Source organism: Huijunlia imazamoxiresistens, from assembly GCF_037132455.1.
GTDB classification, from domain to species: Bacteria; Bacteroidota; Bacteroidia; order Chitinophagales; family Chitinophagaceae; genus Flavisolibacter; species Flavisolibacter imazamoxiresistens.
This window is the reverse complement of sequence record NZ_JBBBEI010000004.1, coordinates 89,333-111,480: the sequence shown is the minus strand read 5'-3', so window position 1 is coordinate 111,480 and position 22,148 is coordinate 89,333. Positions and strand designations below refer to the sequence as shown.

Sequence of the window (22,148 nt, the reverse complement as noted above, 5' to 3'; positions counted from 1 at the left end):
GGAGAAATTAAAGAGTTGCTTAATCCAGTTTTGATCCTTTTTGGTGGGTGGGTGCATTGGGTGCATCGACCTTCGGCAGGAAGGCGGCCAGTTCGGCCTTCACGGAAGCGTAGCGGGCATCCCGGGCCAGGTTGTTCCATTCCTGCGGGTCCTGCTCATGGTCGTACAGTTCTTCCGACCCGTCCTTATAATGGACGTAGTGCCAGCGTTCGGAGCGCAAGGAGTGGTTGCCCAGGCCGTGGGTGGTCAGGGAGGGGTGCTTCCAGGTGGCTTCGGGGTTCCTGAGCAGGGGCACGATGCTGTTGCCTTCCAGCCCGGGCTTGGGCGGCAGCTGCGACAGCTGCAGCAGCGTGGGGTAGATGTCCATCAGGTTAACCGGGCGGGCGGAAACGGAGCCGGGCTTCGTTATGCCGGGCGCTACCACGAAGAAGGGCACCCGTACCGCTTCTTCCCAGAGGGCGAACTTGCGCCAGTGTTCTTTTTCCCCTAAATGCCAGCCGTGGTCGCCGAACAGCACGATGATGGTGTTGCGGCCGTGCGGCGAGCTTTTGAGGGCCTCCAGCAGGCGGCCGATCTGCGCATCGGCAAAGGTGATGCTGGCGAGGTAGCCCTGCACGGCCTTCTTCCACTGGTCGTGCTCCACGATATATTTGTGGTCACCCTGCGGCGCCGCGATTTTCACGCCGGCGGCCGGTACGTCTTCGAGGTCTTTTTTCGCCGTTTTGGGCAGCGTAATCGATTCCAGGGGGTAGAGGTCGTAATATTTTTTGGGCACGTACCAGGGCAGGTGCGGGCGGGTAAAGCCCACGGCTAAAAAGAACGGCTTGCTGCGGGGCGTTTGCAAGAACCCGATGGCCTTTTGCACGTTCTGGTAATCGCCCATGTCCTCGTCGGTTGCCGGCACGGCGCTCCAGTCAAAGTTCTGAAAACCGTTTACCGGGGCGGCCGCCGGCTGGGGTGAGGGCACCACTTTGTGGTAGACCGGCCAGGAGGCGGCATCGTTATAGGCGTCATGGAAAATCTTGCCGATGCCCTGTACCTCGTAGCCGTTGGCGGTATAGTACTGGGGCAGGGTCACGGCGTCTTTCAGCACGGGGCGCCAGGGCTGGTTGTTGTGATAAACGCCCGAGGTGGAGGGGCGCACGCCGGTGAGCAGGCTGGCCCGCGAAGGGTTGCAGGCCGGGGCGGAGCAATAGGCGTGGGTAAAGATCTGGCCGTCCCTGGCCAGTTGGTCGAGGTGAGGCGTTTTAATACCCGGGTAGCCGCCGAAGGGACCGGCCCAGTCGTTCAGGTCGTCCACGGCAATAAAGAGCACGTTGGGCGGTTGCCCCTGGGCATTGACCGCCGGTTGCGCCAGGGCCGAAAGCGCCAGGAGGAAAAGAGAAAGAAAAGGAGAACGTTTCATAAATGGGTGCTTCATGCTATTTTTTGAAAATCAGTTAATGCGGGCGCTTTGGGTTTCGGGGGCGCCGGGGATGGCCCAGTTTTCCGGGGGTCGCCAGCCCTGCGGCCGGGAAGGGAAGGGCGTGGGGATAACGATCTTTTTATACTCCGCCAGGGCTTTCGACAGCCGCGCCAGTTCACCGGGATGAGCAGCCGCCACGTTGGTGGTCTCCGAAGGGTCGGCCGACAGGTCGAACAGCTGTCCTTCGTTCAGCTTCCAGCGGCCGGACACCACGGCTTCCTTTCCCAGGAAGAACACCCGTTCCGGCAACTGGCTGCCCCGGATGCCTTCCTGGATATTTTTGCCGTCAACCGCCCGGGGCGCGTTCGCCCGTACCAGGGAGCTGAGGGTGGGCAGCACGTCCACGAAGCCCATGACCTCGCCGGCTTTTTTCCCGCCTTCGAACCTGCCTTTCCAATACACCAGGGAGGTGCTGCGCACGCCCCCCTCCCACTCTGTATGTTTCGTGCCCCGGAGCGGCTCGTTGTTGCCGCCAAAGCGGGGGATGCCGCCGTTGTCGCTTAAAAACCAGATGAGGGTATTGTCCGAAATGCCTTTTTCTTCCAGGGCGGCCCAGATGCGGCCGATGCCGTCGTCCAGGCCGGTGACCATAGCGGAAAACGTCTGGCGCAGGTTGTTGCCCTTGCCGCGGGTGCCGAAGTCGGCGCCGTTGTATTCGCCCGGCTGCCCGCCCCCGCCGGGGATGCCCTCGGAGGGTTTGGAGGCATCATAGCCGTTGCGGGCCAGGTCCTGCGGGCGGGCCTGTACCGGCGAATGCACGCCGTTGAAGGCTACGTAGGCGAAGAACGGCTTGCCGGCAGGCGCTTCCTTGATAAAGGCGGCCGCTTCCTTCGCTACCAGCTCCACCGAATAGCCGGTATCGTTGCTTGCTTCAAAATTGCGGTGCCAGTCCAGCGCGCCGTTGCGGTAGTGCGAATAATAATCGATGGCGCCATTGTAATGGCCGTAATAGTAGGTAAAGCCGCGGTTCAGGGGGTGGTACCGGGCATCGGAATGCCCCAGGTGCCATTTGCCAAAGGCGCCCCGGCGCTCGTATCCGGCACTGGCCAATACATCGGCCAGGGTCTTTTCTTCCAGCGGCAGGCCGCCGATCATGTTGGGCCGGATCACTTCATTGCGGATACCGAAGCGGTCGGGGTATTTGCCGGTCAGCAGCCCGGCACGGGTGGGACTGCAAATGGACGCCACGTAAAAGCGGGTCAGCTCCACGCCCCTTTTGGCCAGCGCGTCCAGGTTCGGCGAAACGATCTTCGGGTTGTGGTAGCCCACGTCGTTCCAGCCCAGGTCGTCGGCCACGATGATGATGATGTTGGGACGGTCTTGTTGCGCCCGGGCAGCGGGGGCCAGGGCAGCGGTAGCGGCCACGAAAAACAGCCGTTGAATCAGGGAGCGAATCTTCATAATTTAATCGTTATTGGCCGAAACCAGCTTCGGTTTGGCATTGGGATCGTAATAAGGGTTGGGAACGGAAGGCACGGGGGCGTTCACGCTTTTTTTCCAGGCTTCCAGTTGGGCCAGCAGCTCTTTGGTTTTCTGCGGTTGCTGTTTCGACAAATCCTTTGTTTCGCCGATGTCTTCTTTGAGGTTGTACAATTCGAGGCGGCCGTCTTCGTAAAACTGCAGCAGCTTGTAGTCGCCGGAGCGTACGGCGCTGACCGGGCGGGTACGGAAAATGTCGGTATGGCGCTTATCGCCGTTATAGCCTTCGAGGTAGGCGGGAAAATGCCAGTACAGGGCGTCGCGCTGCAGGGTGCCGTTGTGCAGCAGCAGGGGCAAAAAGCTCTTCCCGTCCACCTGGGCGTTCAGCGGCCGGCGTACGCCGGCAATGTCCAGGAGCGTAGGGTAAAAGTCCACACCGATCACCGGGGTAGCTTCTATCGACCCGGCCTTTGTTTTTCCGGGCCATTTCACGATCAGGGGTACCCGAACACCACCTTCGTACAGCATTCCCTTGGCGCCCCGGAGCGGGTACTGGCCGGATGCCGGCCCGTAGCCGCCGTTATCGGAATAAAAGACCACCACCGTATTGTCTGCAATCTTTAATGCTTCCAGGGCCTCCAGTACCCGTCCCACGCCTTCGTCGGCGCTTTCCAGCATGGCGGCGTAGACCGGTTGGTTGTGGTAGGCATTGCCCTTTTTGGCCCTATATTTTTGGATCTTTTCTTCCTTGGCCTGGATGGGGGTATGCACGGCAAAATAAGAGAGGTAGAGGAAGAACGGCTGCTCGCGGCGCTGTTGCAGAAAGCCGATGGCTTCATCGGTCAGCCGGTCGGTGAGGTACTCCCCTTCCCGGCCCTTTTCCAGGCCTTCGTGCGGCGCGCCGGGTTTGCCGCCTTTGGTATAGGGATAAAAATAAGAGGGGGTGCCCGGGCTGCCGGAGACTACGAAATCGAATCCCTGCTGGCGGGGGCCGGTGCCGCCCTTCTGGTTGCCCAGCTGCCATTTGCCGATGAGGCCCGTGGCATAGCCGGCATTTTTCAGTTCCTCGGCGATGGTAACAAAGGAAGGCGCCAGCAGGGGGTTGCTTTGTACCGGCACCAGCCGGCGCTGGGTGGAGTCACCCCTTTCGGAGGTGCCCACGGTAAATACGCCGTGCCGGGGCGTGTACTTGCCCGTCAGCAGCGAGGCCCGGCTGGGGGCGCAGTTGGGGCCCACCGAATAGGCCTGGCTGAAGGAAAGGCCTTCTTTGGCCAGCCGGTCGATATGGGGCGTTTCGTAAAAGGTGCTGCCGTGGGCCACGTCGGTCCAGCCCAGGTCGTCCATGTAAATGAACAGGATATTGGGCCGGCTGCCCGCGCTTTGCGCGAAGGAGCCGCGGGCGCAGAAAAGGGCCAGCAAAAGGCCGGAAAAATAAAGCAGGTGCTTTTTTTGAATCATCTTGTTGTGTCGTATCGGTTTCAAAAGTTTTTGAAATTACCAGCCCGGGTTTTGCACCAGCCGGGGATTGAGGTCGATTTCGCGCTGCGGGATGGGCAGGAGGTAGTGCTTTTCGGCCGCATTGGTCTTGCCGGCGGCATGCAGGGCGGCCACCATGCGGCGGGTGCGAATCAGGTCGAACCAGCGCTGGAATTCAAACAGCAGCTCCAGCCGCCTTTCCAGGTAAACCGCTTCGCGGAACTGGTCCTGCGACAGGTTTTGAAGGGGGTCCAGGCCGGCCCGCCGGCGCACCCGGTTGATGGCCCCATAGGCTTCCGTTCCCGGGCCGTTCGCCTCGTTGAGCGCTTCGGCATAAATCAACAACACTTCGGCAAAACGGATCACGGGGACGTTCTGGTTCGACTCGGTCGGCGTGGCCATATTGGCCGGGTCAAAGTATTTGTAAAAGCGGGGCGCGAAGGTGTAGGTCCTGCCGTTGGTGGGGCTGACCAGGGAGGTGAAGAAGGTCACGTCGCGGCGCTTGTCGGATGCGCTGAACAGGGCGTACACGCCGGCATTGGGTTCGTCGGTGCCGGCGGAGGCCACCCCCGGGATGCCAACGGGCGTGCAGGAAGAAGCCAGGCGGTTGCCCTGCCCGTTGCCGCCCTTGCACTGGGCGGAAAAAATGTGCTCCTTGCCGTTTTTCGTAGCGACGTTGAAGACGTCGGCAAAGTTCTGGAACAGGTCATAGCCATAGGGGCCGTTGATCACTTCGAGGCTTTTGGCGGCCGCCCTGTCCCATTCCCTGCGGGTGAGGTACAGCTTGGCCAGCAGGGATTTGGCGGCCCCGGACGTGGCCCTGCCGGCATCGGCGGCCGCGTAGGTGGCGGGCAGCTGCTCCGCCGCCTGCAGGTCGGCGATGGCCTGGGCATACACCTCCTCCACGGAAGCCTGGCCCACCTGGATGGCGTCCTTGCCCAGGGTGGTGGACTCGTGCAGCACCAGCGGCACCCTGCCCCAGAGGCGTACCAGGTTGAAATACAGCAGCCCTCTTAAAAACCGGGCTTCGTTCACCAGGCGCTTCCGGAGCACCGTGTCCATATCGATTTGGGGTACCCGGTCGATGGCGATGTTGGCCCGGTTGATGGCCACGTAATGCTCGCGCCACAGCTCGTCCACCCGGTCGTTGGTGGTCGACTGCGTCAGCGACGACATAGCGCGCACGTCGATGTTGGTGACCCGTTGGCCGGCGATGACGTCATCGGTCTGGATCTCGAACGCCAGGTTGAACAGGCGGTTGTACATGGTGATGCCGCCGTTGTTCAGGGCCGCGTTGTAAATGCTGTTCACCGCGGCCACCGCTTCCTCGGCGGTTTGGTAGAACTGCCCGGTGGTGATCACGGAATCCGGCTCCTCTTTGAGCTTGGCGCAGGAGGCAAAGAGAACCGATAAGACAACTATGGAAAAAAGCTTTTTCATGAGAGACAGCGATGGATTCGTTAAAAGGAAAGGGTCAGGCCCCCGGATATGGTTTTGGCGTTGGGATAAAGCGCATAGTCGATCCCCTGGGTCAGGGTGGTCTGGCCGTTGCGGCTCACTTCGGGGTCGAAGCCGGTGTACTTCGTCCAGGTGTGCAGGTTCTGCGCCGTCACGTACAGGCGCACCTGCGTGGAGCGGACTTTTTGCGACCAGCGCTGCGGGAGGGTGTACCCCACCACCAGGTTCTTCAGCCGCAGGTAGGAGCCGTCTTCCACGAAGCGGTCGGAGTTGGCGGCCGCGGGGTCTTCAAAGGCCCGGGGCACCAGGTTGCCCGGGTTCGTGGGCGTCCAGCGCTGCAGGGCCGTCACCGATGCATTCTGCTGGCCGCTGAGCAGCTCCAGCTGCTGGCGGTTCTGGTTAAACACCTGGTTGCCGTACGATCCCTGGAAGAAGAGGGTTATATCCAGGCCTTTATAGGAAAAGTTGTTGGTCAGGCCGCCGATAAATTTCGGTTGTGCGTTGCCGATAAGCGTACGGTCGCCCGTCTCGGTGATCCTGCCGTCGCCGTCCTGGTCCACGTACCGCTGGTCGCCCGGCTTGTTCTTGGTCAGGTAGACCGGCAGTTTGGAAATATCGTCCTTGGTTTGGAACAGGCCGTCCGTTTTAAAGCCATAAAAGGTTCCCAGGGGTTCGCCTACCCTGGCGATGCTAGCCCCGGAAATAATATAGTCGATGCCGTCGCCCAGGCTTTCCACCTTATTTCGGTTGAGCGAAAACACCAGGCTGGTATTCCAGTTGAGGGCGCCCCTCAGGTTCTCGGTCGTCAGCGCCAGCTCCAGGCCCTTGTTGGAAACGGAGCCGTAGTTCAGCAAGGCGGTGGACTGACCGGTGGTGTAAGGAATATTCACATTCAGCAGCAGGTCGTCCGTGCGTTTGTAGTAGACGTCCACGGTCAGGCTGATGCGGCTTTTGAACAGGTCTACGTCCAGGCCGGCGTCGTACTGGGTGGTCTTTTCCCAGCTCAGTTCCTCGTTGGCGATGCGGTTGGCCGAAAAGCCCACCACCGTCACGTTGTTGAAAAAGTAGGTGTTGTTGTTGAGGGTGGACAGCGACTGGTAGGGACTGATCTCCTGGTTGCCGGTAACGCCGGCGCTCAGGCGCAGCTTGAGGTTGTTGACCGCGTAAGGAAGCGGAAGAAACGATTCCTTGCCCAGGTTCCAGGCAAAGGCCGCCGAGGGAAAATACCCCCACTTGTTCTTCGCGCCGAAGTGCGAGGAGCCGTCCGCGCGCCCGCTGACGGTAAACAAATAGCGGTCGGCAAAGGAGTAATTCACCCTTCCCAGGAAGGAACGGAGACCTTCGTCAAAGGAGCCGGAGGTGGGCTGGTTGTAGGTGGAAGCGCTGCCCAGGTCGTTGTACGACAGCAGGTCGGTGACGAAGCCCTGCGAGGCGGCCACTACCCTTTCCGAACGGGTCGCCTGCTGGGTGAAGCCCGCCACCGCGTTGAAGGAATGCAGGGCGCCCAGCTTTTTGACGTAGTTCAGGGTATTTTCATTCAGCCAGGTATTGGTGATCTTATGGCCCACGGAGGCCGTGCCGGTGGAGTTCGTATTGGCGCCCTGGTAGATGGAGGAAGGGATGTAGCGGTTTTGCTTGTTGGAAATAACGTCGGCGCCGAAGGAAACCTTGGCCTTCAGGCCGTCCAGCAGCCGGTACTCGCCAAAGATATTGCCCAGGACGCGGTAGGTCTGCGACTGGTTGGTTTCCTGGTAGAGGGTGGCCACCGGGTTGCCCAGGGGCGTTTCGAACTCGCTCTGGTAGGTGTACTTTCCCGAAGAATCTTTCAGGGGAACGGTAGGCGGCATCAGCAGCAGGGAGCGCACCACGTTGTCGCTGGCCACCTGCGTTTTCACCTTGCTGGCCGTAAAGTTGGTGCTCACCTTAAAGCGGGAGGATACATTGCGGTCCAGGTTGATGCGGGTGGAGTAGCGCTCAAAGTTGGTGTTGCGCAAAATGCCGTCCTGTTTGAAATAATTGCCCGAAATGGAGTAGCTGGTGCGTTCGTCGCCGCCGGCGATGCTCAGCTGGTGGTTTTGAAGGGCGGCCTTATGAAAGGCGGCGCCCTGCCAGTCCGTACCTTCGCCCAGGGTGGCCAGTTGCGCTTCTGTATAATAAGGCGTTTTGCCGGCATTCACGCGGGCTTCGTTTTTGAGCAGCGCCCAGTCCCGCGCACTCGTCAGCACATCGATGCGCCGGGTGATTTCCTGTACGCCGTAGGACCCGTCGTAAGTGACCACGTTCTTGCCGGCCTTTCCCTTTTTGGTGGTAATGATGATGACGCCGTTGGCCCCCCGGGCGCCGTAAATGGCGGTGGCCGAGGCATCCTTCAATACGCTGATGGATTCGATGTCGCTGGGGTTGATGGTAGAAAGGGCATTGAGGCCCGCGCCGCTGGTCACGCCGGCATCCACGTCGGCATTGCTGTTGTAGACGATAAAGCCGTCGATGACATAGAGCGGCTCGCTTTTGCCGGTGATGGAGTTGCCGCCGCGGATGCGGATGCTGGCGGTGCTGCCGGGGGCGCCGTTGCTTTGCGTCACCTGCACGCCGGCTACCGCACCCTGGAGGGCCTTGTCAAACGAGCTGACCGGCTGTTTCAGGGCCTGGGGGGGCACCGAGGCGATGGAGCCGGTGAGGTCGCTTCTCTTCTGCGTGCCATAGCCGATCACCACCACATCATTGAGCTGGTTGTTGCCCTGGTCCAGAGCTATGGAAAATCCCTGGCCGGTGGTGGACGTCACTTCCCGGGTAAGATAGCCCACGTAGCTGACGATATAGGTGACCGGCAGGCGCTGGCCGGTAAGAAAGCTGAATTCCCCGCGGTCGTTGGTCACCACTTCGTGGGTGGTGCCTTTAATGTGCACCGTAGCGCCGGCCAGGGGCAGCTTGCCCGACTGGTCGGTCACTTTTCCTGAAAGGGTAATGTTGGTCTGGGCCCGGCTGAGGAGCATGCTGCCCACCAAGACCAACAGCATGGTTATGCGCAAAAAAACGGAAGCATCAGCAGGGGTTGCGGTAAAAACGGTTCTCATGTTGTAGCAATAGATTTCCCACCCTCTCGCGAAGGTCTTTTATCGTTATAAATGAAATGGAAAGATGCATAGCCGGCTACCGGGCAGCACGGTTCACCACGGGTTTTTCCCATGAATAGCGCTGCAGGCTACCGGGATAAAAGGCGCTAACAATAAAAGTTTACCGGAGAACGAAAGGATGATTGCACCGCCAAAGAACACGTTGAATTGGAAACGGGAAGATACATTACTGTATGCGTTTAGGGTTAAGGACCGGGTCATGCTGGCGGTTAACAGTACGGCCGGTCAAATAGTCTACTAAATATGTGGACAAATATAGAAAAAGCAGTTCTTCCAACGAAATTTAAAATATAATTTTTCGCATCGGCACAGCCTAACGCTTACTGCAGGCCCAACTGGCGGCGGAGTACCGCCTTCACTTTTTCGCGGTTTAGTTTTGATACCGGCACCCTCGTTTTGTCTTTCAACAACAGGGACCCGCCATCCTCCTTCAACCAGCTGCGAACAAAAGCGATGTTGACCAGGTGCGACTGGTGGGTGCGCAGGAAGCCTTGCGGTTCCAGGAGCAGTTCATACTCTTTGAGGGTTTGGGAAACCAGCACCTGCTCGCCGGAACTCAGGTAAAAATAGGTATAGGTGTTGTTGGCTTCACAGCGGATTATTTCCGCTACGTCCACATACAATGTTTCATGGAAAAGGGGCAGGGCGATTTTGGACGGAAACTCCCTGCCCCTGTTGAGATAGTCCAGCAGGTATTCCATGCGCTCGTTCTTTTGCTTTTGCCCGATCTTCACCTGTGCCTTCCCGATAGCCGCCTGCAGTTCGCCAATATCGACAGGCTTGAGCAGGTAATCCAGGGCCGCATACTTGACGGCCTGGATGCCGTATTGATCGTAAGCGGTGATAAAGATGACTTCGAAATCCACCTGCCCCAGTTGTTGCAGCAGGTCGAAGCCCGTCCCGTCCTGCATCCGGATATCGAGCAGGACCAGTTCGGGGGCATGGCGGCGAATCAGCGCCACGCCCTCCGCCACGCTGTCCGCCTCGGCCACCACCGTTACTTCGGGACAGTACTGTTTCAGGAGTTCCTGCAGGTTCTCCCGGTTCGGCGCTTCGTCATCCACGAGCAGTACACGCATGCTCCATCCAGTTTTGAAGGGTTATGGAAACCAAGGTCCCACCTGTACCGGATTGGATGTCCAGGAGGATCGGCGTTTCCGTGTAAAAGGTATTCAAAAGTTCGATGCGTTTTTTAGACAATGCCAGTCCCCGGCCTTCCGAGGGGCGTTCCACCAGGAAGCCAGGACCGTTATCCCGCACGGAAGCCACCAGGTTATGGTGCTGTTGCCGCAGCCGGATCTCGATCAGGCCGCCCTCCTTCAAGCGGGCAACGCCATGCTTGACGGCATTTTCAGCAAAAGGCTGCAGCAGCATGGCCGGGAGCTCCGTATTGGTGACGTCCATGGCCTCATCCACCTCGATGGTGTAGCGGAAGCCAAAACGCAGCTGTTCCATCTGCAGGTAATCGTGCAGCAACTTCATTTCATCCGTAATGCTGACGAGGTCCGTCTTATGCTCGTCCAGCACGCCCCGGGTGATGCGGGCAAAGCGCGACAGGTAGGAATTCGCCGCCAGGATTTCATTCTTGTTGATCAGGTTTTGTATGCCTGCCAGGGCATTGAACACAAAGTGCGGGTTCAGTTGTGCGCGAACGGAAGTCAGTTGGAGCCGGGCTATTTCCTGCTGTTGGGCGGCCTGGGCGAGCCTACTTTTGTTCCGCCGATGGACATAGGCAAACAGCAGGGAACCGGCCAGCAACACCCCGCCCAGCCCTAGCAGCACCTGCTGCAGGGAAAACAGCGTCGTTTCGTTGGCCAGTACGGTAAAGGGAACAGAAACGGCGCTGGTTTTGGAATTATGCCGGAAATCCTCGGGAGCTTCCGGCACCACCAGAATTTCATAGCGGCCCGGCCGGTTGAAAAAGGAACTGTTGATCCGGAAAAAAGGCCATGGCGTGTAGTACGTCATTTCCCAGTTGTTGGAAATATAGGCGGTGTCCGTCTTTCCGTCTATAGTGCGCTTCAGGTACACATTGTACATATCGTTCTGAAGGGTGGCATCCATTTCTATGCGCAGGTGATTGATGCTGTCAGACCAGTGGAACTTTATCGCGTCCTTTTTCCAGTCGGATGTGTCGAAGGGCAACTGTTTGCTGATGGGAATAAAATGCTGCTTGTAGGGTTTGAACAGGTATTTGTCATTATAGGCAAGCACTACATTTTTCAGCTTTGCCGGGGGAAGATAAAGGCTGTTGAACACCGATTCGCTACGGTCAAAGTATTTCCCCGTCTTATATAGCTCTAATCGAATTATCCTGCCGGCGGCGGCGAACCTACCCAGGTAGGCATAGGTGAAACCATTGGCGGACCGGAATTCCCGGGGCTTGCTCCAGGGAACCAGCTCGACACTGTCGTTCAGCGTCACATGATAGATAAAGCTGTCTGCATTCTGCCGGGTAATTCCTGCGGCTGCCAGTTCAATTTCACTGACGTCATTCAGCCAGTTTAGCGTGGCATTGCCGTAATAGCTGCCATTTGCTATATGCCGCCTGCCATTGGTTACCGCTTGCTTTTCCTGCCTGTATTTGTGATATACCTGGAAATCCTGGTTCCGGCGGGTACGCATCCAGGGATCCCTTCCTGTTTCCATCTTGTATTCCCAGGAGTTTTTGTCGGAATAAATGACCTTGGCCGTATCAGTTCTTTGACTGAAAGCAGGTACCTGCAATAGCAGCAACAAAACCGAAAGGATGGAGAAAGGATAGAGCTTTACAGCTGTCATAGTTTGGTGGAGCAGTTTCATAAAACATGTTTGTCCGGCAAACATGTCTCAAGTTTTGGTCTTATTTTGAGAGAACCAGCATACGCCTCAGGCGGGCTAGTATCTGTCCTTGCCGGATAAGAATCTGTAACCATTATTTCCGGCAAAAAGTCACTTTCTTGGAATAAAGCTAAAACCGTTCAGGACGTCGAAACATACGCCGTTGCTCGTGTGCGTAAAAAAAATGCTTCTTGCATGGGTGGCGGTATTTCAATGCTGCCTTTGGAGTAGCTCAAGGGTTTTGTGATCTTTCTCCCCTCCATAAAACTTTTCCAAAACGGCTACAAACACCGGACTGGCGCCGGGCACAGTGGAAAATAAAGTCATGGAAGAGCGCAGCTTCTGATCATCCGGGCTGCCGAGTATGGCGTGGGCATCGCTACCGGGCAATTGAAGCAAGGCGTTGCTCATCTCCTCCAGCCGGCTGGCCAGCAAGGGGTGGTCCAGGTAAGCAGCCGCTTCGCTGCTGTCTTTGATCGCATAGTATTTTGATGTTTCACTTAGGCTCAAACCCTGTATCTGAGGAAAGACGTACCACATCCAGTGGCTACGCTTCCGACCGCTTTTCACTTCTTCCAGGGCAATCGCATAACGCTTATCCTGAGCATCTAGAAATCGTTGCAAATTGTTTTCTGACATATGATAGGAATTTGAAATACCCGATATTTTGGTCAATGTGATGGTGTTGGTAAAAGAAATTTTGAGAGCGCCCCATTACTTTCCGATACAGAACTTAGAGAAAATATAATCCAGTTGATCATCATTTGTAATCTCCCCCGTAATCTCTCCCAAGTACTGAAGGCAACGGCGTATATCCAGTGCCAACAAATCTCCGGGCAAACGGTTTTCCAAGCCTTCGGCTACATCTTTCAGTGAAGAATGAACCTGTTGTAGGGCATGGTAGTGACGGGCATTGGTAACGATCACGTTTTCGGCCTGCACCTTTTCCTGCAGCACCACATCCACCATCCGCTCTTTCAGCACTTCCAGGTGCAGGTGCGATTTAGCGGAAATAAAGATGATGCCGGCCACGTCGGTAAACTTGGCCCGCACTTCCTTTTCGTCCACCGCATCCGCCTTGTTGCCTACCAGCAAAAAATTGCTGCCCTGCTGCTCCAGCTGCCCGGCAATGGAACGCAGCTCCTCATTGGACATTTCGTTCACGTCGAATAAATACAGCACTACATCGGCCTGCTTCATCTTTTGCAGGCTTTTTTCAATGCCTACCGTTTCAATGACATCGGTGGAATGTTCGCGGATACCGGCAGTATCGATGAGGCGAAACAGGATGCCGTCGATGTTGATCACTTCCTCAATAGTGTCCCGGGTAGTGCCCGGAATATCGGAAACAATGGCCCGGTCTTCATTCAGCAACGCATTCAGCAGGGTGGACTTGCCGGCATTGGGCTTGCCGATGATAGCCACGCTTACCCCGTTCTTAATCACGTTCCCCAACTTGAAGGATTGCAGCAGGCGGCCGGTTTGGGAAAGGGCATCCACCACCAGGTTATTCAGGCGGGTACGGTCGGCGAATTCCACGTCTTCCTGTGAAAAGTCCAGCTCCAGTTCGATAAGGGCGGAAAACTGGATCAGCTGCTCCCGCAGGTCTTTTAATGCCGAAGAAAAGCCGCCACGGATATTGGTCAGGGCGGTTTTATGCGAAGCGGCGGTATTGCTGACGATCAGGTCCGCCACAGCCTCGGCCTGGGTCAGGTCCAGCTTGCCGTTCAAAAAGGCGCGCAACGTAAATTCCCCGGCCTTGGCCAGGCGGGCGCCTTTCTGGATACAGGCATCGATCACCTGCTGCAGGATAAAAGGCGAGCCGTGGCAGCTGATCTCGGCCACATCCTCGCCGGTGTACGACCGAGGGGCTTTATAGAGCGAGATCACCACTTCATCCAGCACCTGCTCGCCGTTTTTTAAATAGCCTACATGCAGGGTATGGGAGGCCTGCTTGGCCAAATCCTTGGAAGGAAACAGGTTATTCAGCACTTCGATGGCCGCAGTGCCGCTCAGTCGTATAATGCCCAGGGCGCCCACACCGGGCGGTGTTGCCAATGCCACGATCGTATCGTCCCAGCCGGAAAGTTTCAAATTCATAACGTTCCAAAATTAGACGAAAAAAGTTCCTGAGTTCCAAAGTTCCTGAGTTCCTGCGTTCAGTTCCAGCGTTCACAACTTCACGCGTTCACGAGTTGTTTTGGTGTTGGGAACACTCCAACATAAGGTTAGGATTCCAGTTGTTTTCGGGGTTAGGCTGGTTTTGGAAACCATTCCTTCGAACCGCAACAGCTATCCTTTCCCGACGGGATGCTTCGCTGCGCTTATAATGACAGTCTCAAAGGTTTTCACCGGGTTTATAATTGTTGCCCCGAAATGGGTCCTCATAATGACAGCCTAACAGGCTGCCACCTGGCCAAAATCGTGGCTTCAAAAAGGGCCTAAGGGTGAACCGAACTTACCCGGAATACAATTCCGGGATACGTGATCTTTCCTTCAATAGAGCAGACAGGGCGCTATAAGGCTTTTAGCTTCTGATCCTCCGGATGCCTTCCTCCGGAGTTACGCTAACCCAGGAACTCAGGAACTGAGAAACTCAGGAACTAAACTCGGGAACACCGCAGAATTCCCAACAAAAAAGCCCCCCGCGAAGAGCGAGGGGCCTATAAAACACTTTATAAATTGTCAGACTATTATTGCGCGGCAATTACAAAGGTGATCGGCTGCTTGCGGTACGCGTTTACGTTGCGACCGTTCTGGATAGCCGGGGTCCATTTCGGACCTTTCTTGATTACGCGGATGGCTTCTTCTTCCATACCGTAACCGTGGTTGGTCAGGGCCTTTACATCGCTGATGGCACCGGCCTTGTCCACAATGAACTGAACGATAACAGTGTAAGATCCTTCCGGTGCACCGTTGTCCACGGGAACACTACCGTTCAGGGTGCGGTTCAGGTAGCGGGCCCAGGCCGAAGTACCACCGGGGAATTCAGCTTCCACTTCTACCTTCTCGAATACCTTGGATTCGTCTTCCACGGGCTTCGGGGCTTCCACCACCGCCTTACCGGCATCCACTACCGGGGGAGCGGCCAGACCTTCGTCCTTAATACCTTCCTGGTTGATAACGCCGATCTTGGTTTCTTCCACTTTTTCCATTTCCGGCGGAATGTCTTCTTTCTTCACTTCCTCGTCCTTCACGATCTGGGGCGGGGTGAATTTGGTCATTTCCACCTTGGGGGGTTCTTGTTTCGGCGGAGGCGGCGGAGGGGGCTCAGGTTTTTTCTCCTCCTCCTCTTTCTCCTGCTTGATGTCTTCCAACACCACTTCCTTTACTTCCAGCTGGGCGGGTTTGTTGGCCTCCAGTGCCCTGTTCACGAACACGGCAATAAAGATGGCCAGTGCAACCCCGGCAGTGATCAGCAAAGCAAGAGTGATGCGCCGGTTGTACGTCTTGCGCAGCTCGTAGGCTCCGTAAGCCTTATTCCGGTCCTCAAAGAGGATGTCGAGAATGTCGGCACTTAAAATCTTATTTGCTTCCATTTTGAATATTTGTTGTTAGATGCAGTACTGTCTATTTTCCATACCCAGCATTACTGCGCAGGTGCGGGTGCGGCCGCCGGCGTTTCCGCAGGCATGGGCGTACCCTGGGTGGCATGAATTAATTTATTTTCATCCGGGAAAATATCCACCATTGCAAAACGTTTCACTTCGTTGATGGTCATCTCGTCGAGCATGTCCACCGTGTTTTTGTAGGTCGCCTCTTCATTGGGCTTGATCACAATCACCAGGTCATCGGCGGGCGTGGTCTTCTTTTTATTGATGATCACATCGCGAATCCCCTTGAAGTTCGTGGTTTTGAAGTTGGAAGCATCCGGAGCCAGCTGGCCTTCGTAATAAAATACGTTGTCCTTGGCGCCCATCAGGATGGTCAGGGCACCCGACTCCTTGGCTTTGTTCTGCTCTTCCTTCTTATCGGTATCCTTGGGCATGAATAAGTCCAGGGTAGTGGGCGTACTCATGGTAGAGGTGAAGATAAAGAAGGTGATCAGCAGGAACCCCAGGTCCACCATCGGTGTCATGTCCACACGGGTGGAAAGCTTCTTGGCCTTTTTGACGCCTGGGCCTTTCTTATGGCCACTATCGCCACCGCCAGTATCTAATGAAGCCATGTTGTCAGTATTTTGTTGTTAATAATCGTTTTTACTCCTATTTCAAACCTTTACGGGTATTGTACAGGTCCGTACCGATCGGGGCTTCTTCGGGCGAGGTCACCAACTGGAATTTAAAAATGTCGTTCTTTTTGAAGGCTGCCAGAACGTTTTTAAAGTTGGGATACTTGGCATCGTTGTCACCTTTGATCAGGTAGTTGATCTTGCGGCCGGAAAAGGCGCTCACTGCGTCACGGATCCAGAAGTACAATTCGTTGTTGGCAGTATCAGCAACCGGAATCCCCGGTTGTTTGATGGAAGCATGGTTCTCTGCCGGTTGGGCAAGCAACTGCTTTAACTGCTGGAACGGAACGCCGATCGAAATCGACTTCGTAAAGTTTTGCATTTCGGCCTCTGTCAATCCAAGATTCCTTGTATTGTTCAGATTCTTGATCACGTCGTATTTCACCTGCGGGTCGTTTTCGGAAAGCATGGAAAAGTACACTTTTCCTTCCTTGTCCAACTCTACCAGGATCGCATCGTTCTGCGGGAGTTCCTTGGTAGAAACCGAATACGGGGTTTTGATCTCGACGGGAGCCGGTGGTTTGAATTTGGTCGCCAGGATGAAGAAGCTCAGGATAAGGAACGCCACGTCCACAAACGGGGTCATATCCGTATCAGTGCTTTTCCTGGGAATTTTTACACTTGGCATGTTGACTTAAAATTTGGTAAGATTGAGATTCAATAACATCCTGTTTTCCATAACTCCTGCTCCGTACATTATTTGTACATGGAAGCAAAAGACTGGGTCAGGGTGAAACCAGACTCATCGATACCGTACGTGATGCTGTCGATCTTAGTGGTGAAGATGTTGTACATAACCAGGGCCACAGCGGAAGTACCGATACCCAGGGCGGTGTTGTACAGGGCTTCAGAGATACCTACGGCCAGGGCAGAGGCACCACCGGCGCCACCTTCAGCACCCAGGGCGGAGAACGAACGGATCATACCTAATACAGTACCCAGCAGGGCGGTCAGTGTACCTACGGAAACAATCGTAGACAGGAACACCAGGTTCTTCTGCAGCATGGGCAGTTCCAGGGCGGTAGCTTCTTCCACTTCTTTCTGAATGGCCAGAACTTTCTGATCGGTATCCAGCTCGGTGTTGGCGATCATTTCTTTGTAGCGGCGCAGACCAGCTTTCATTACGTTGGCTACGGAACCGCGTTGTTTGTCGCACTCGGCAATAGCGGCATCCACGTTGCGGTTGGCCAGTTGGAACTGTACGCGACGTATGAAGTCGGCAATAGAACCTTTACCCAGGGCTTTGCTGATGGTGAGGAAGCGCTCGATCGAGAATACCACTACCATAAGGAACATGCCAATCAGGATCGGAACGATGATACCCCCTTCATAAATACCGTTAAAGGCGGATTTGGGGCCTACGTGGTGCGGCCAGAAGCCACCGGCGGGATCGGGTTGTTTGAAGCCTGTTTCAGCTCCCATCAAAAATCTCCAAATGCAATAACCAGCTACAATACAAACTACCGGGGCAATCCAGGAAATGGCATTGCCGCCTTTTTTAGGTTGCACGGATGTAGATGCTGTCTTCGCTGATGGTGTTGTAGTTGTTGTAGACGGTCTTGTTTCTACCATGACTGTAATTTTTAAGTTTTACGAAATGAAAGGTTTATGTTTAAAAATTTAAGGTCACAATGCTAAGGAAAAAAAATGTTAAACGTTATGAGGAAAAACAAAATTTTCATCATATTTTTTTTAATCTCATTTCTACATTCACCTCTGCAAAAACGGAAAGCGAATTTATTCAATCTTTTTCTTAATATTTTTCTTCTATTGAAAAAAACCTGTTAACTATTCGTAGCGCAAAGCCGTTATGGGACTTAATTTCCCCGCTTTTACCGCCGGGTACAGCCCTGCCAGAAATCCCACCGCCGAGCAGATGGCCACCCCGTAGAGGATCCACCGCCAGGGCACGACGAAGCCCGTGTTCAGCACCATGGAAAAGATATTGCCTACCCCGATCCCCATCAGGATGCCCGACAGGGCACCCAGGACGCTGATGATCAGCGCCTCCGCCAGGAACTGCAGCCGGATTACCCGGCTTTTGCCCCCGATGGCCTTGATCAGCCCCACCTCGCGGGTGCGCTCCGTCACCGACACCAGCATGATGTTCATCAGGCCGATAGCCGCCCCGATCACCGTAATCAGGCCGATGATGGTGGCCGAAATAGTCAGGAAACCCAGGCTGTTCATGGCTTTCTCGGCCACGCTGTTGCTGCGGTCGAGCACAAAATTGCTTTCTTCGGTGACCTGGAGGCCGCGGATGCCCCGGAACAGGCCCTCGGCCTCGCCCATGGCTTCCTCCACCTGGTTCACATTCCGCGCCTGGATGCCGATGACATAAGAGGCGGTGGCGACGAAATTTCGTTCTACGTTGTTGTAGCTGGTCAGCACCAGGTTGTCGCGGCTGAAGCCAAAGGTGGCGCCCCGGGAGGCCAGCAGGCCGATGACGCGGTAGGGACGGCCGTTGATGCGGAGGGTGCTGTTGACGGCCCGTTCCGGCCGGTCCGGAAAAAGCTTCTTCGCCACGTCCGGCCCCACGATGCAGACGCTGCCGCCGGCCAGCACCTCCTGCCGGGTAAAGTTGCGGCCCCGCTCCACCTCAAAGCCATTCAGCGCCAGGTAGTGCTCGTCGCCCCCGAACAGGAATACATTGGGATTGGTTTTCCGGCCGCCGGCCGTGACGATGGCCGACTTTGTCGCCATTACGGAAATGCCGGCCAGGGCAGGGAAGCGGTACCGGTTTACAAACTCCCGGGCCTCGTCTTTGGTGACCAGCCTTCCCAGGCTGGACTGCTTCTGCTTGCGGGCGCTCTTCCGCGCCACTTTCAGGCTGAGGCTGTTGTTCCCTCCCATCCTAAAGCTTCTTTCTTTATAACGGATGCTGAACCCGTTTGCCCCCATTGTGGAGAAGCTTTCCGTCAACTTTTGGTTCATGGCCTGGATCGCCGTTACAATGCCTACCAGTGCCATAATGCCGAAGGCGATAATGGCGACGGTGATGCCCGAACGCAGCCTGTTGCTGCGGACGGATCGGAAGGCAAGCGAGAAGACGTCCAGGGTCTGCATAAAAAAAGGTTCACTAAAATAGTGAACCTTTATGGTTTATCGTTTGTGTTCGCGGTTTAGGGTTGCTTTTACTGCAGAGTTTCTCCTTCAATTAAGTGGTTGTACTAATAAAATGCCCTTTGCGGGCAGTTTCACCCGTTACAATCCACGAACCATAAATGTTAAAAATAAAGCCAATACGTCAAAATACCGGGGAACAGACCCAAAAGGATCGTCACGGCCGCCAGGCCCACCAAGGTATATTTAAAGCCCGAAGTGACGTCGAATGCCCGGGCATCGCCTTCGCGGAAGTACATGGCCTGGATAAGGCGGAAATAGTAATAAACGCTCACGGCGGCCATCAGCACGGCAAAGAGCGCCAGCCACAGGCTGCCGGCGGCGATGGTGGCCCGCAGCATGTAGAACTTGGACAGGAAGCCGGCGGTCAGCGGGATGCCGGCCAGCGACAGCACGAAGATGGTCAGGACCGCGGCGATCAGGGGCTGCTGCCGGGCAAAGCCGTTAAAGCCCTCGAAGGTCTGGTCCTTCATCTTGATCAGCACGGCAAAGATGCCGATAGTGGCCAAAGAGTAGGCGGCTGCGTACAGCACCAGGCCTTCCTGGGCGTCGGAATTGAGCGAATACACCGCCAGCATCATAAAGCCGGCCTGCGAAATGCTCGAATACGCCAGCATGCGTTTGACGCTTTGCTGGAACACGGCGGTGATGTTGCCGATAAAGAGCGTCAGGACGGTGATGATGCCTACCAGCAGCTTCCACTCGGGGCGGATGTTGGCAAAGGCTTCATTGAACAACCGCATGAAGGCAATAAAGCCGGCCGCCTTGACCACCGTGGCCATGAAGGAAGTAAATACCGTAGGTGCCCCGTCGTATACGTCGGGCGTCCAGAAGTGAAAGGGTGCCGCCGACACCTTGAAAGCGAGGGCGAAGAGCAGCATCATCAGCCCGGTGATCATCAGCACGTTGGGCTGCATCATCTGGATGTTGGTGGTAAAGAACGAGCCGGAAGCCCCGTAGACCAGGGCAATGCCCATCAGCATCAGGCCGGTGGAAAAGGATCCCATCAGGAAGTACTTGAGGGCGGCCTCGTTGCTTTTGAGGTTATTCTTTTCACTGCCGGTGAGGATGTAGAGCGGGATGGAAATGATCTCGATGCCCAGGAACAGCAGCAGCAGGGAGGTGAACGAAGCCGCCAGGCCCACGCCGCAAAGGATAAAGAAGATCAGCGCAAAATACTCGCTGTAGCTCACCCCTACCCGCTCCATGTCGCGGGACGACAGCAGGAAGAAGGCCAGCGTGCTTACGGAAGCCACCAGGGTGAACAGCAGGGCGAAGGGATCGAACCGCATCATGTTCTTCAGGTCGATGGGAAAGAAATGGATGCCCTTCAGCTCCAGGATATTGGCGACAATCACCAGCAGCAACAGCACATGGGCCAGGTTGCGTACCGAGCTTCTGCTGTTTAAAAACAGGCCGCTGAACATCATGAGGACACCCGAGACAGCCGATAAGATTAATGCGTTCATATTGATTTCATCTGAAATTTATCATCATTGGACCGGGTCCGCCGGCCCGGCCTCCCGCTGGGGAAGCCTTATTTCTTAATAATCAGGTCGCTGTAAGCCGCTTCCTTCAGCACGCCGTCCACGAATCCTTCGGTCAGGTTCAGCAGGGGCTGCGGGTAGATGCCGAACACCAGGATCATCGCGATGATGAGGGCCAGGGCGGCCTTCTCGTTGCGGTGGATATCGGTGGCGGCAGCGGTCAGCGCGTTGGTCTCGCCATAAAATACTTTCTGCACCATCCGCAGGGTGTACACCGCCGCCAGGATAATGCTGATGCCCGCCAGGGTGGCGAACAGGATGTTGTACTGGGTGGCCGTGGAGCTGAAGATGCCGTTGAACATCAGGAACTCGCCCACAAAGGCATTGGTCAGCGGCAGGGAAATATTGGCGAAGGCCACGATCACCAGCATGATGGCCAGGGCCGGCGCCTTCTGGGCCAGGCCGCCCAGCTCGGACAGCTTGCGGGTGCCGAACTGGCGCTCGATCAGCTCCACCACGATCCACAGGCCGATGATGTTGATGCCGTGGTTGAACATCTGCATCATCACGCCCTGCAGGCCGCTTTTGTTTTCGGCAAAAATCGCCGCCACCATCAGGCCCACGTGGGCAATGGAGGAATAAGCGATCAGGCGCTTGAGGTCGTCCTGCTGGATGGCGATCACCGAAGCATACAGGATGCCGATCACCGACATCGTCATTACTACGTCGCCCCACTGGTAGGTGGCGATCGGGAGCACCGGCACTACCCAGCGGAGCACGCCGAATACGCCCATCTTCACCATGATGCCGCTCAGCACCATCGTGGTGGCCGTGGGCGACTGCTCATACGTGTCGGGCTGCCAGGTATGGAACGGAAATACGGGCATCTTTACCGCGAAGGCCACGAACAGCAGCCAGAACAGCCAGGTCTGGGTGGAAGCCGGCAGGTTCAGGGCGTAGAACGAGCTGAGGGCGAAGGAACGATCCGGCGTCAGCGCGTAGAGGTACAGCAGGCCGATCAGCATCAGCACCGAACCGGTAAAGGTGTAGATAAAGAATTTAAAGGTCACCGCGATGCGTTTTTCCCCGCCCCATTGCGAGCAGAGGAAGTAAACCGGGATCAGCGCCAGCTCCCAGAAGAAGTAAAACAGGAGGGCGTCCATGGCGGTGAACACGCCGATCATGCCGGCCTGGGTCAGCAGCATGAGGGCGAAAAAGTTGTGCGCCCGCCGGTAGTCGGTCTTCCAGGTGGCGATAAAGATGATGGGGTAGGAAACGGCGGTCAGCAGGCACAGCAGGTGCGACAGGCCGTCCAGCTCCAGGGTAAAGCTGCTGCCCAGGGTGGACATCCAGCCGGCGGAGAACCGCAGGGAGGGCGCCGCATCGGGCATAGCCAGCCCCCAGAGGGCTACCGCCAGGGTCAACAGCGACACCAACAGGGCCCAGCCCCGGGCGGCCTGGGCGTCTTTCAGCGAAAAGGACACCAGTCCGCCGATTAAAGGAATCAATATCAGTAATAAAACAATCATAATACG

Annotated in this window: 16 protein-coding genes; all 16 read right to left on the bottom strand. The window is 56.2% G+C overall.

Annotated elements, in window-relative coordinates; genetic code table 11:
• Window positions 1–19: 19 nt before the first annotated feature.
• The 16 genes from V9K67_RS06345 to V9K67_RS06270 all read right to left on the bottom strand — a co-directional run bounded on the left by V9K67_RS06345 (window position 20) and on the right by V9K67_RS06270 (window position 22,142).
• Window positions 20–1,405, bottom strand: coding sequence for a sulfatase (locus V9K67_RS06345; RefSeq protein ID WP_336720891.1), 1,386 nt, complete (start codon window positions 1,403–1,405; stop codon window positions 20–22).
• Between the two features lie 30 nt (window positions 1,406–1,435).
• Complete coding sequence (locus tag V9K67_RS06340) at window positions 1,436–2,866, bottom strand: arylsulfatase (RefSeq protein ID WP_336720890.1); 1,431 nt, start codon at window positions 2,864–2,866, stop codon at window positions 1,436–1,438.
• Between the two features lie 3 nt (window positions 2,867–2,869).
• On the bottom strand, window positions 2,870–4,366 hold the full coding sequence (locus V9K67_RS06335; protein ID WP_336720888.1) for a sulfatase: 1,497 nt from the start codon (window positions 4,364–4,366) through the stop codon (window positions 2,870–2,872).
• A gap of 12 nt (window positions 4,367–4,378) precedes the next feature.
• A complete protein-coding gene (locus tag V9K67_RS06330; RefSeq protein WP_336720887.1) occupies window positions 4,379–5,800 on the bottom strand; it encodes a RagB/SusD family nutrient uptake outer membrane protein in 1,422 nt (473 codons plus the stop codon).
• Between the two features lie 20 nt (window positions 5,801–5,820).
• Window positions 5,821–8,892 (bottom strand): SusC/RagA family TonB-linked outer membrane protein, encoded by a 3,072-nt coding sequence (locus V9K67_RS06325; protein WP_336720885.1) that lies wholly within the window; start codon window positions 8,890–8,892, stop codon window positions 5,821–5,823.
• Between the two features lie 380 nt (window positions 8,893–9,272).
• A complete protein-coding gene (locus tag V9K67_RS06320) occupies window positions 9,273–10,031 on the bottom strand; it encodes a LytR/AlgR family response regulator transcription factor (protein ID WP_336720883.1) in 759 nt (252 codons plus the stop codon).
• Window positions 10,009–11,754 (bottom strand): sensor histidine kinase, encoded by a 1,746-nt coding sequence (locus tag V9K67_RS06315; protein ID WP_336720881.1) that lies wholly within the window; start codon window positions 11,752–11,754, stop codon window positions 10,009–10,011. The genes V9K67_RS06320 and V9K67_RS06315 overlap by 23 nt, the downstream gene beginning before the upstream one ends.
• Before the next feature lie 228 nt (window positions 11,755–11,982).
• Window positions 11,983–12,411 (bottom strand): DUF1810 domain-containing protein, encoded by a 429-nt coding sequence (locus tag V9K67_RS06310; protein WP_336720880.1) that lies wholly within the window; start codon window positions 12,409–12,411, stop codon window positions 11,983–11,985.
• Between the two features lie 75 nt (window positions 12,412–12,486).
• Window positions 12,487–13,872, bottom strand: a complete 1,386-nt coding sequence (gene mnmE, locus V9K67_RS06305; RefSeq protein WP_336720879.1) for a tRNA uridine-5-carboxymethylaminomethyl(34) synthesis GTPase MnmE — start codon at window positions 13,870–13,872, stop codon at window positions 12,487–12,489.
• 593 nt (window positions 13,873–14,465) lie between these two features.
• On the bottom strand, window positions 14,466–15,311 hold the full coding sequence (locus tag V9K67_RS06300; protein WP_336720877.1) for an energy transducer TonB: 846 nt from the start codon (window positions 15,309–15,311) through the stop codon (window positions 14,466–14,468).
• Window positions 15,312–15,361: 50 nt separating this feature from the next.
• Entirely contained in the window at window positions 15,362–15,940 is a 579-nt protein-coding gene (locus tag V9K67_RS06295) for an ExbD/TolR family protein (RefSeq protein WP_336720876.1), read from the bottom strand.
• A gap of 37 nt (window positions 15,941–15,977) precedes the next feature.
• Window positions 15,978–16,631: an ExbD/TolR family protein gene (locus tag V9K67_RS06290; protein WP_336720875.1), complete on the bottom strand. Its 654-nt coding sequence runs from the start codon at window positions 16,629–16,631 to the stop codon at window positions 15,978–15,980.
• A gap of 68 nt (window positions 16,632–16,699) precedes the next feature.
• Window positions 16,700–17,425: a MotA/TolQ/ExbB proton channel family protein gene (locus V9K67_RS06285; protein ID WP_336720874.1), complete on the bottom strand. Its 726-nt coding sequence runs from the start codon at window positions 17,423–17,425 to the stop codon at window positions 16,700–16,702.
• A 366-nt stretch (window positions 17,426–17,791) separates the two neighbouring features.
• Window positions 17,792–19,069: an ABC transporter permease gene (locus V9K67_RS06280; RefSeq protein WP_336720872.1), complete on the bottom strand. Its 1,278-nt coding sequence runs from the start codon at window positions 19,067–19,069 to the stop codon at window positions 17,792–17,794.
• A 161-nt stretch (window positions 19,070–19,230) separates the two neighbouring features.
• Window positions 19,231–20,595: an NADH-quinone oxidoreductase subunit N gene (locus V9K67_RS06275; RefSeq protein ID WP_336720870.1), complete on the bottom strand. Its 1,365-nt coding sequence runs from the start codon at window positions 20,593–20,595 to the stop codon at window positions 19,231–19,233.
• Between the two features lie 68 nt (window positions 20,596–20,663).
• Entirely contained in the window at window positions 20,664–22,142 is a 1,479-nt protein-coding gene (locus V9K67_RS06270; protein ID WP_336720869.1) for a complex I subunit 4 family protein, read from the bottom strand.
• Window positions 22,143–22,148 lie beyond the last annotated feature (6 nt).

What these genes read in the sequence shown, in the direction of transcription:
- V9K67_RS06345 (WP_336720891.1), bottom strand. Translation starts at nt 1,405, where the DNA reads ATGAAACGTTCTCCTTTTCTTTCTCTTTTCCTCCTGGCGCTTTCGGCC.
- V9K67_RS06340 (WP_336720890.1), bottom strand. Translation starts at nt 2,866, where the DNA reads ATGAAGATTCGCTCCCTGATTCAACGGCTGTTTTTCGTGGCCGCTACC.
- V9K67_RS06330 (WP_336720887.1), bottom strand. Translation starts at nt 5,800, where the DNA reads ATGAAAAAGCTTTTTTCCATAGTTGTCTTATCGGTTCTCTTTGCCTCC.
- V9K67_RS06325 (WP_336720885.1), bottom strand. Translation starts at nt 8,892, where the DNA reads ATGAGAACCGTTTTTACCGCAACCCCTGCTGATGCTTCCGTTTTTTTG.
- V9K67_RS06320 (WP_336720883.1), bottom strand. Translation starts at nt 10,031, where the DNA reads ATGCGTGTACTGCTCGTGGATGACGAAGCGCCGAACCGGGAGAACCTG.
- V9K67_RS06315 (WP_336720881.1), bottom strand. Translation starts at nt 11,754, where the DNA reads ATGAAACTGCTCCACCAAACTATGACAGCTGTAAAGCTCTATCCTTTC.
- V9K67_RS06310 (WP_336720880.1), bottom strand. Translation starts at nt 12,411, where the DNA reads ATGTCAGAAAACAATTTGCAACGATTTCTAGATGCTCAGGATAAGCGT.
- mnmE (WP_336720879.1), bottom strand. Translation starts at nt 13,872, where the DNA reads ATGAATTTGAAACTTTCCGGCTGGGACGATACGATCGTGGCATTGGCA.
- V9K67_RS06300 (WP_336720877.1), bottom strand. Translation starts at nt 15,311, where the DNA reads ATGGAAGCAAATAAGATTTTAAGTGCCGACATTCTCGACATCCTCTTT.
- V9K67_RS06295 (WP_336720876.1), bottom strand. Translation starts at nt 15,940, where the DNA reads ATGGCTTCATTAGATACTGGCGGTGGCGATAGTGGCCATAAGAAAGGC.
- V9K67_RS06290 (WP_336720875.1), bottom strand. Translation starts at nt 16,631, where the DNA reads ATGCCAAGTGTAAAAATTCCCAGGAAAAGCACTGATACGGATATGACC.
- V9K67_RS06285 (WP_336720874.1), bottom strand. Translation starts at nt 17,425, where the DNA reads ATGGGAGCTGAAACAGGCTTCAAACAACCCGATCCCGCCGGTGGCTTC.
- V9K67_RS06280 (WP_336720872.1), bottom strand. Translation starts at nt 19,069, where the DNA reads ATGCAGACCCTGGACGTCTTCTCGCTTGCCTTCCGATCCGTCCGCAGC.
- V9K67_RS06275 (WP_336720870.1), bottom strand. Translation starts at nt 20,595, where the DNA reads ATGAACGCATTAATCTTATCGGCTGTCTCGGGTGTCCTCATGATGTTC.
- V9K67_RS06270 (WP_336720869.1), bottom strand. Translation starts at nt 22,142, where the DNA reads ATGATTGTTTTATTACTGATATTGATTCCTTTAATCGGCGGACTGGTG.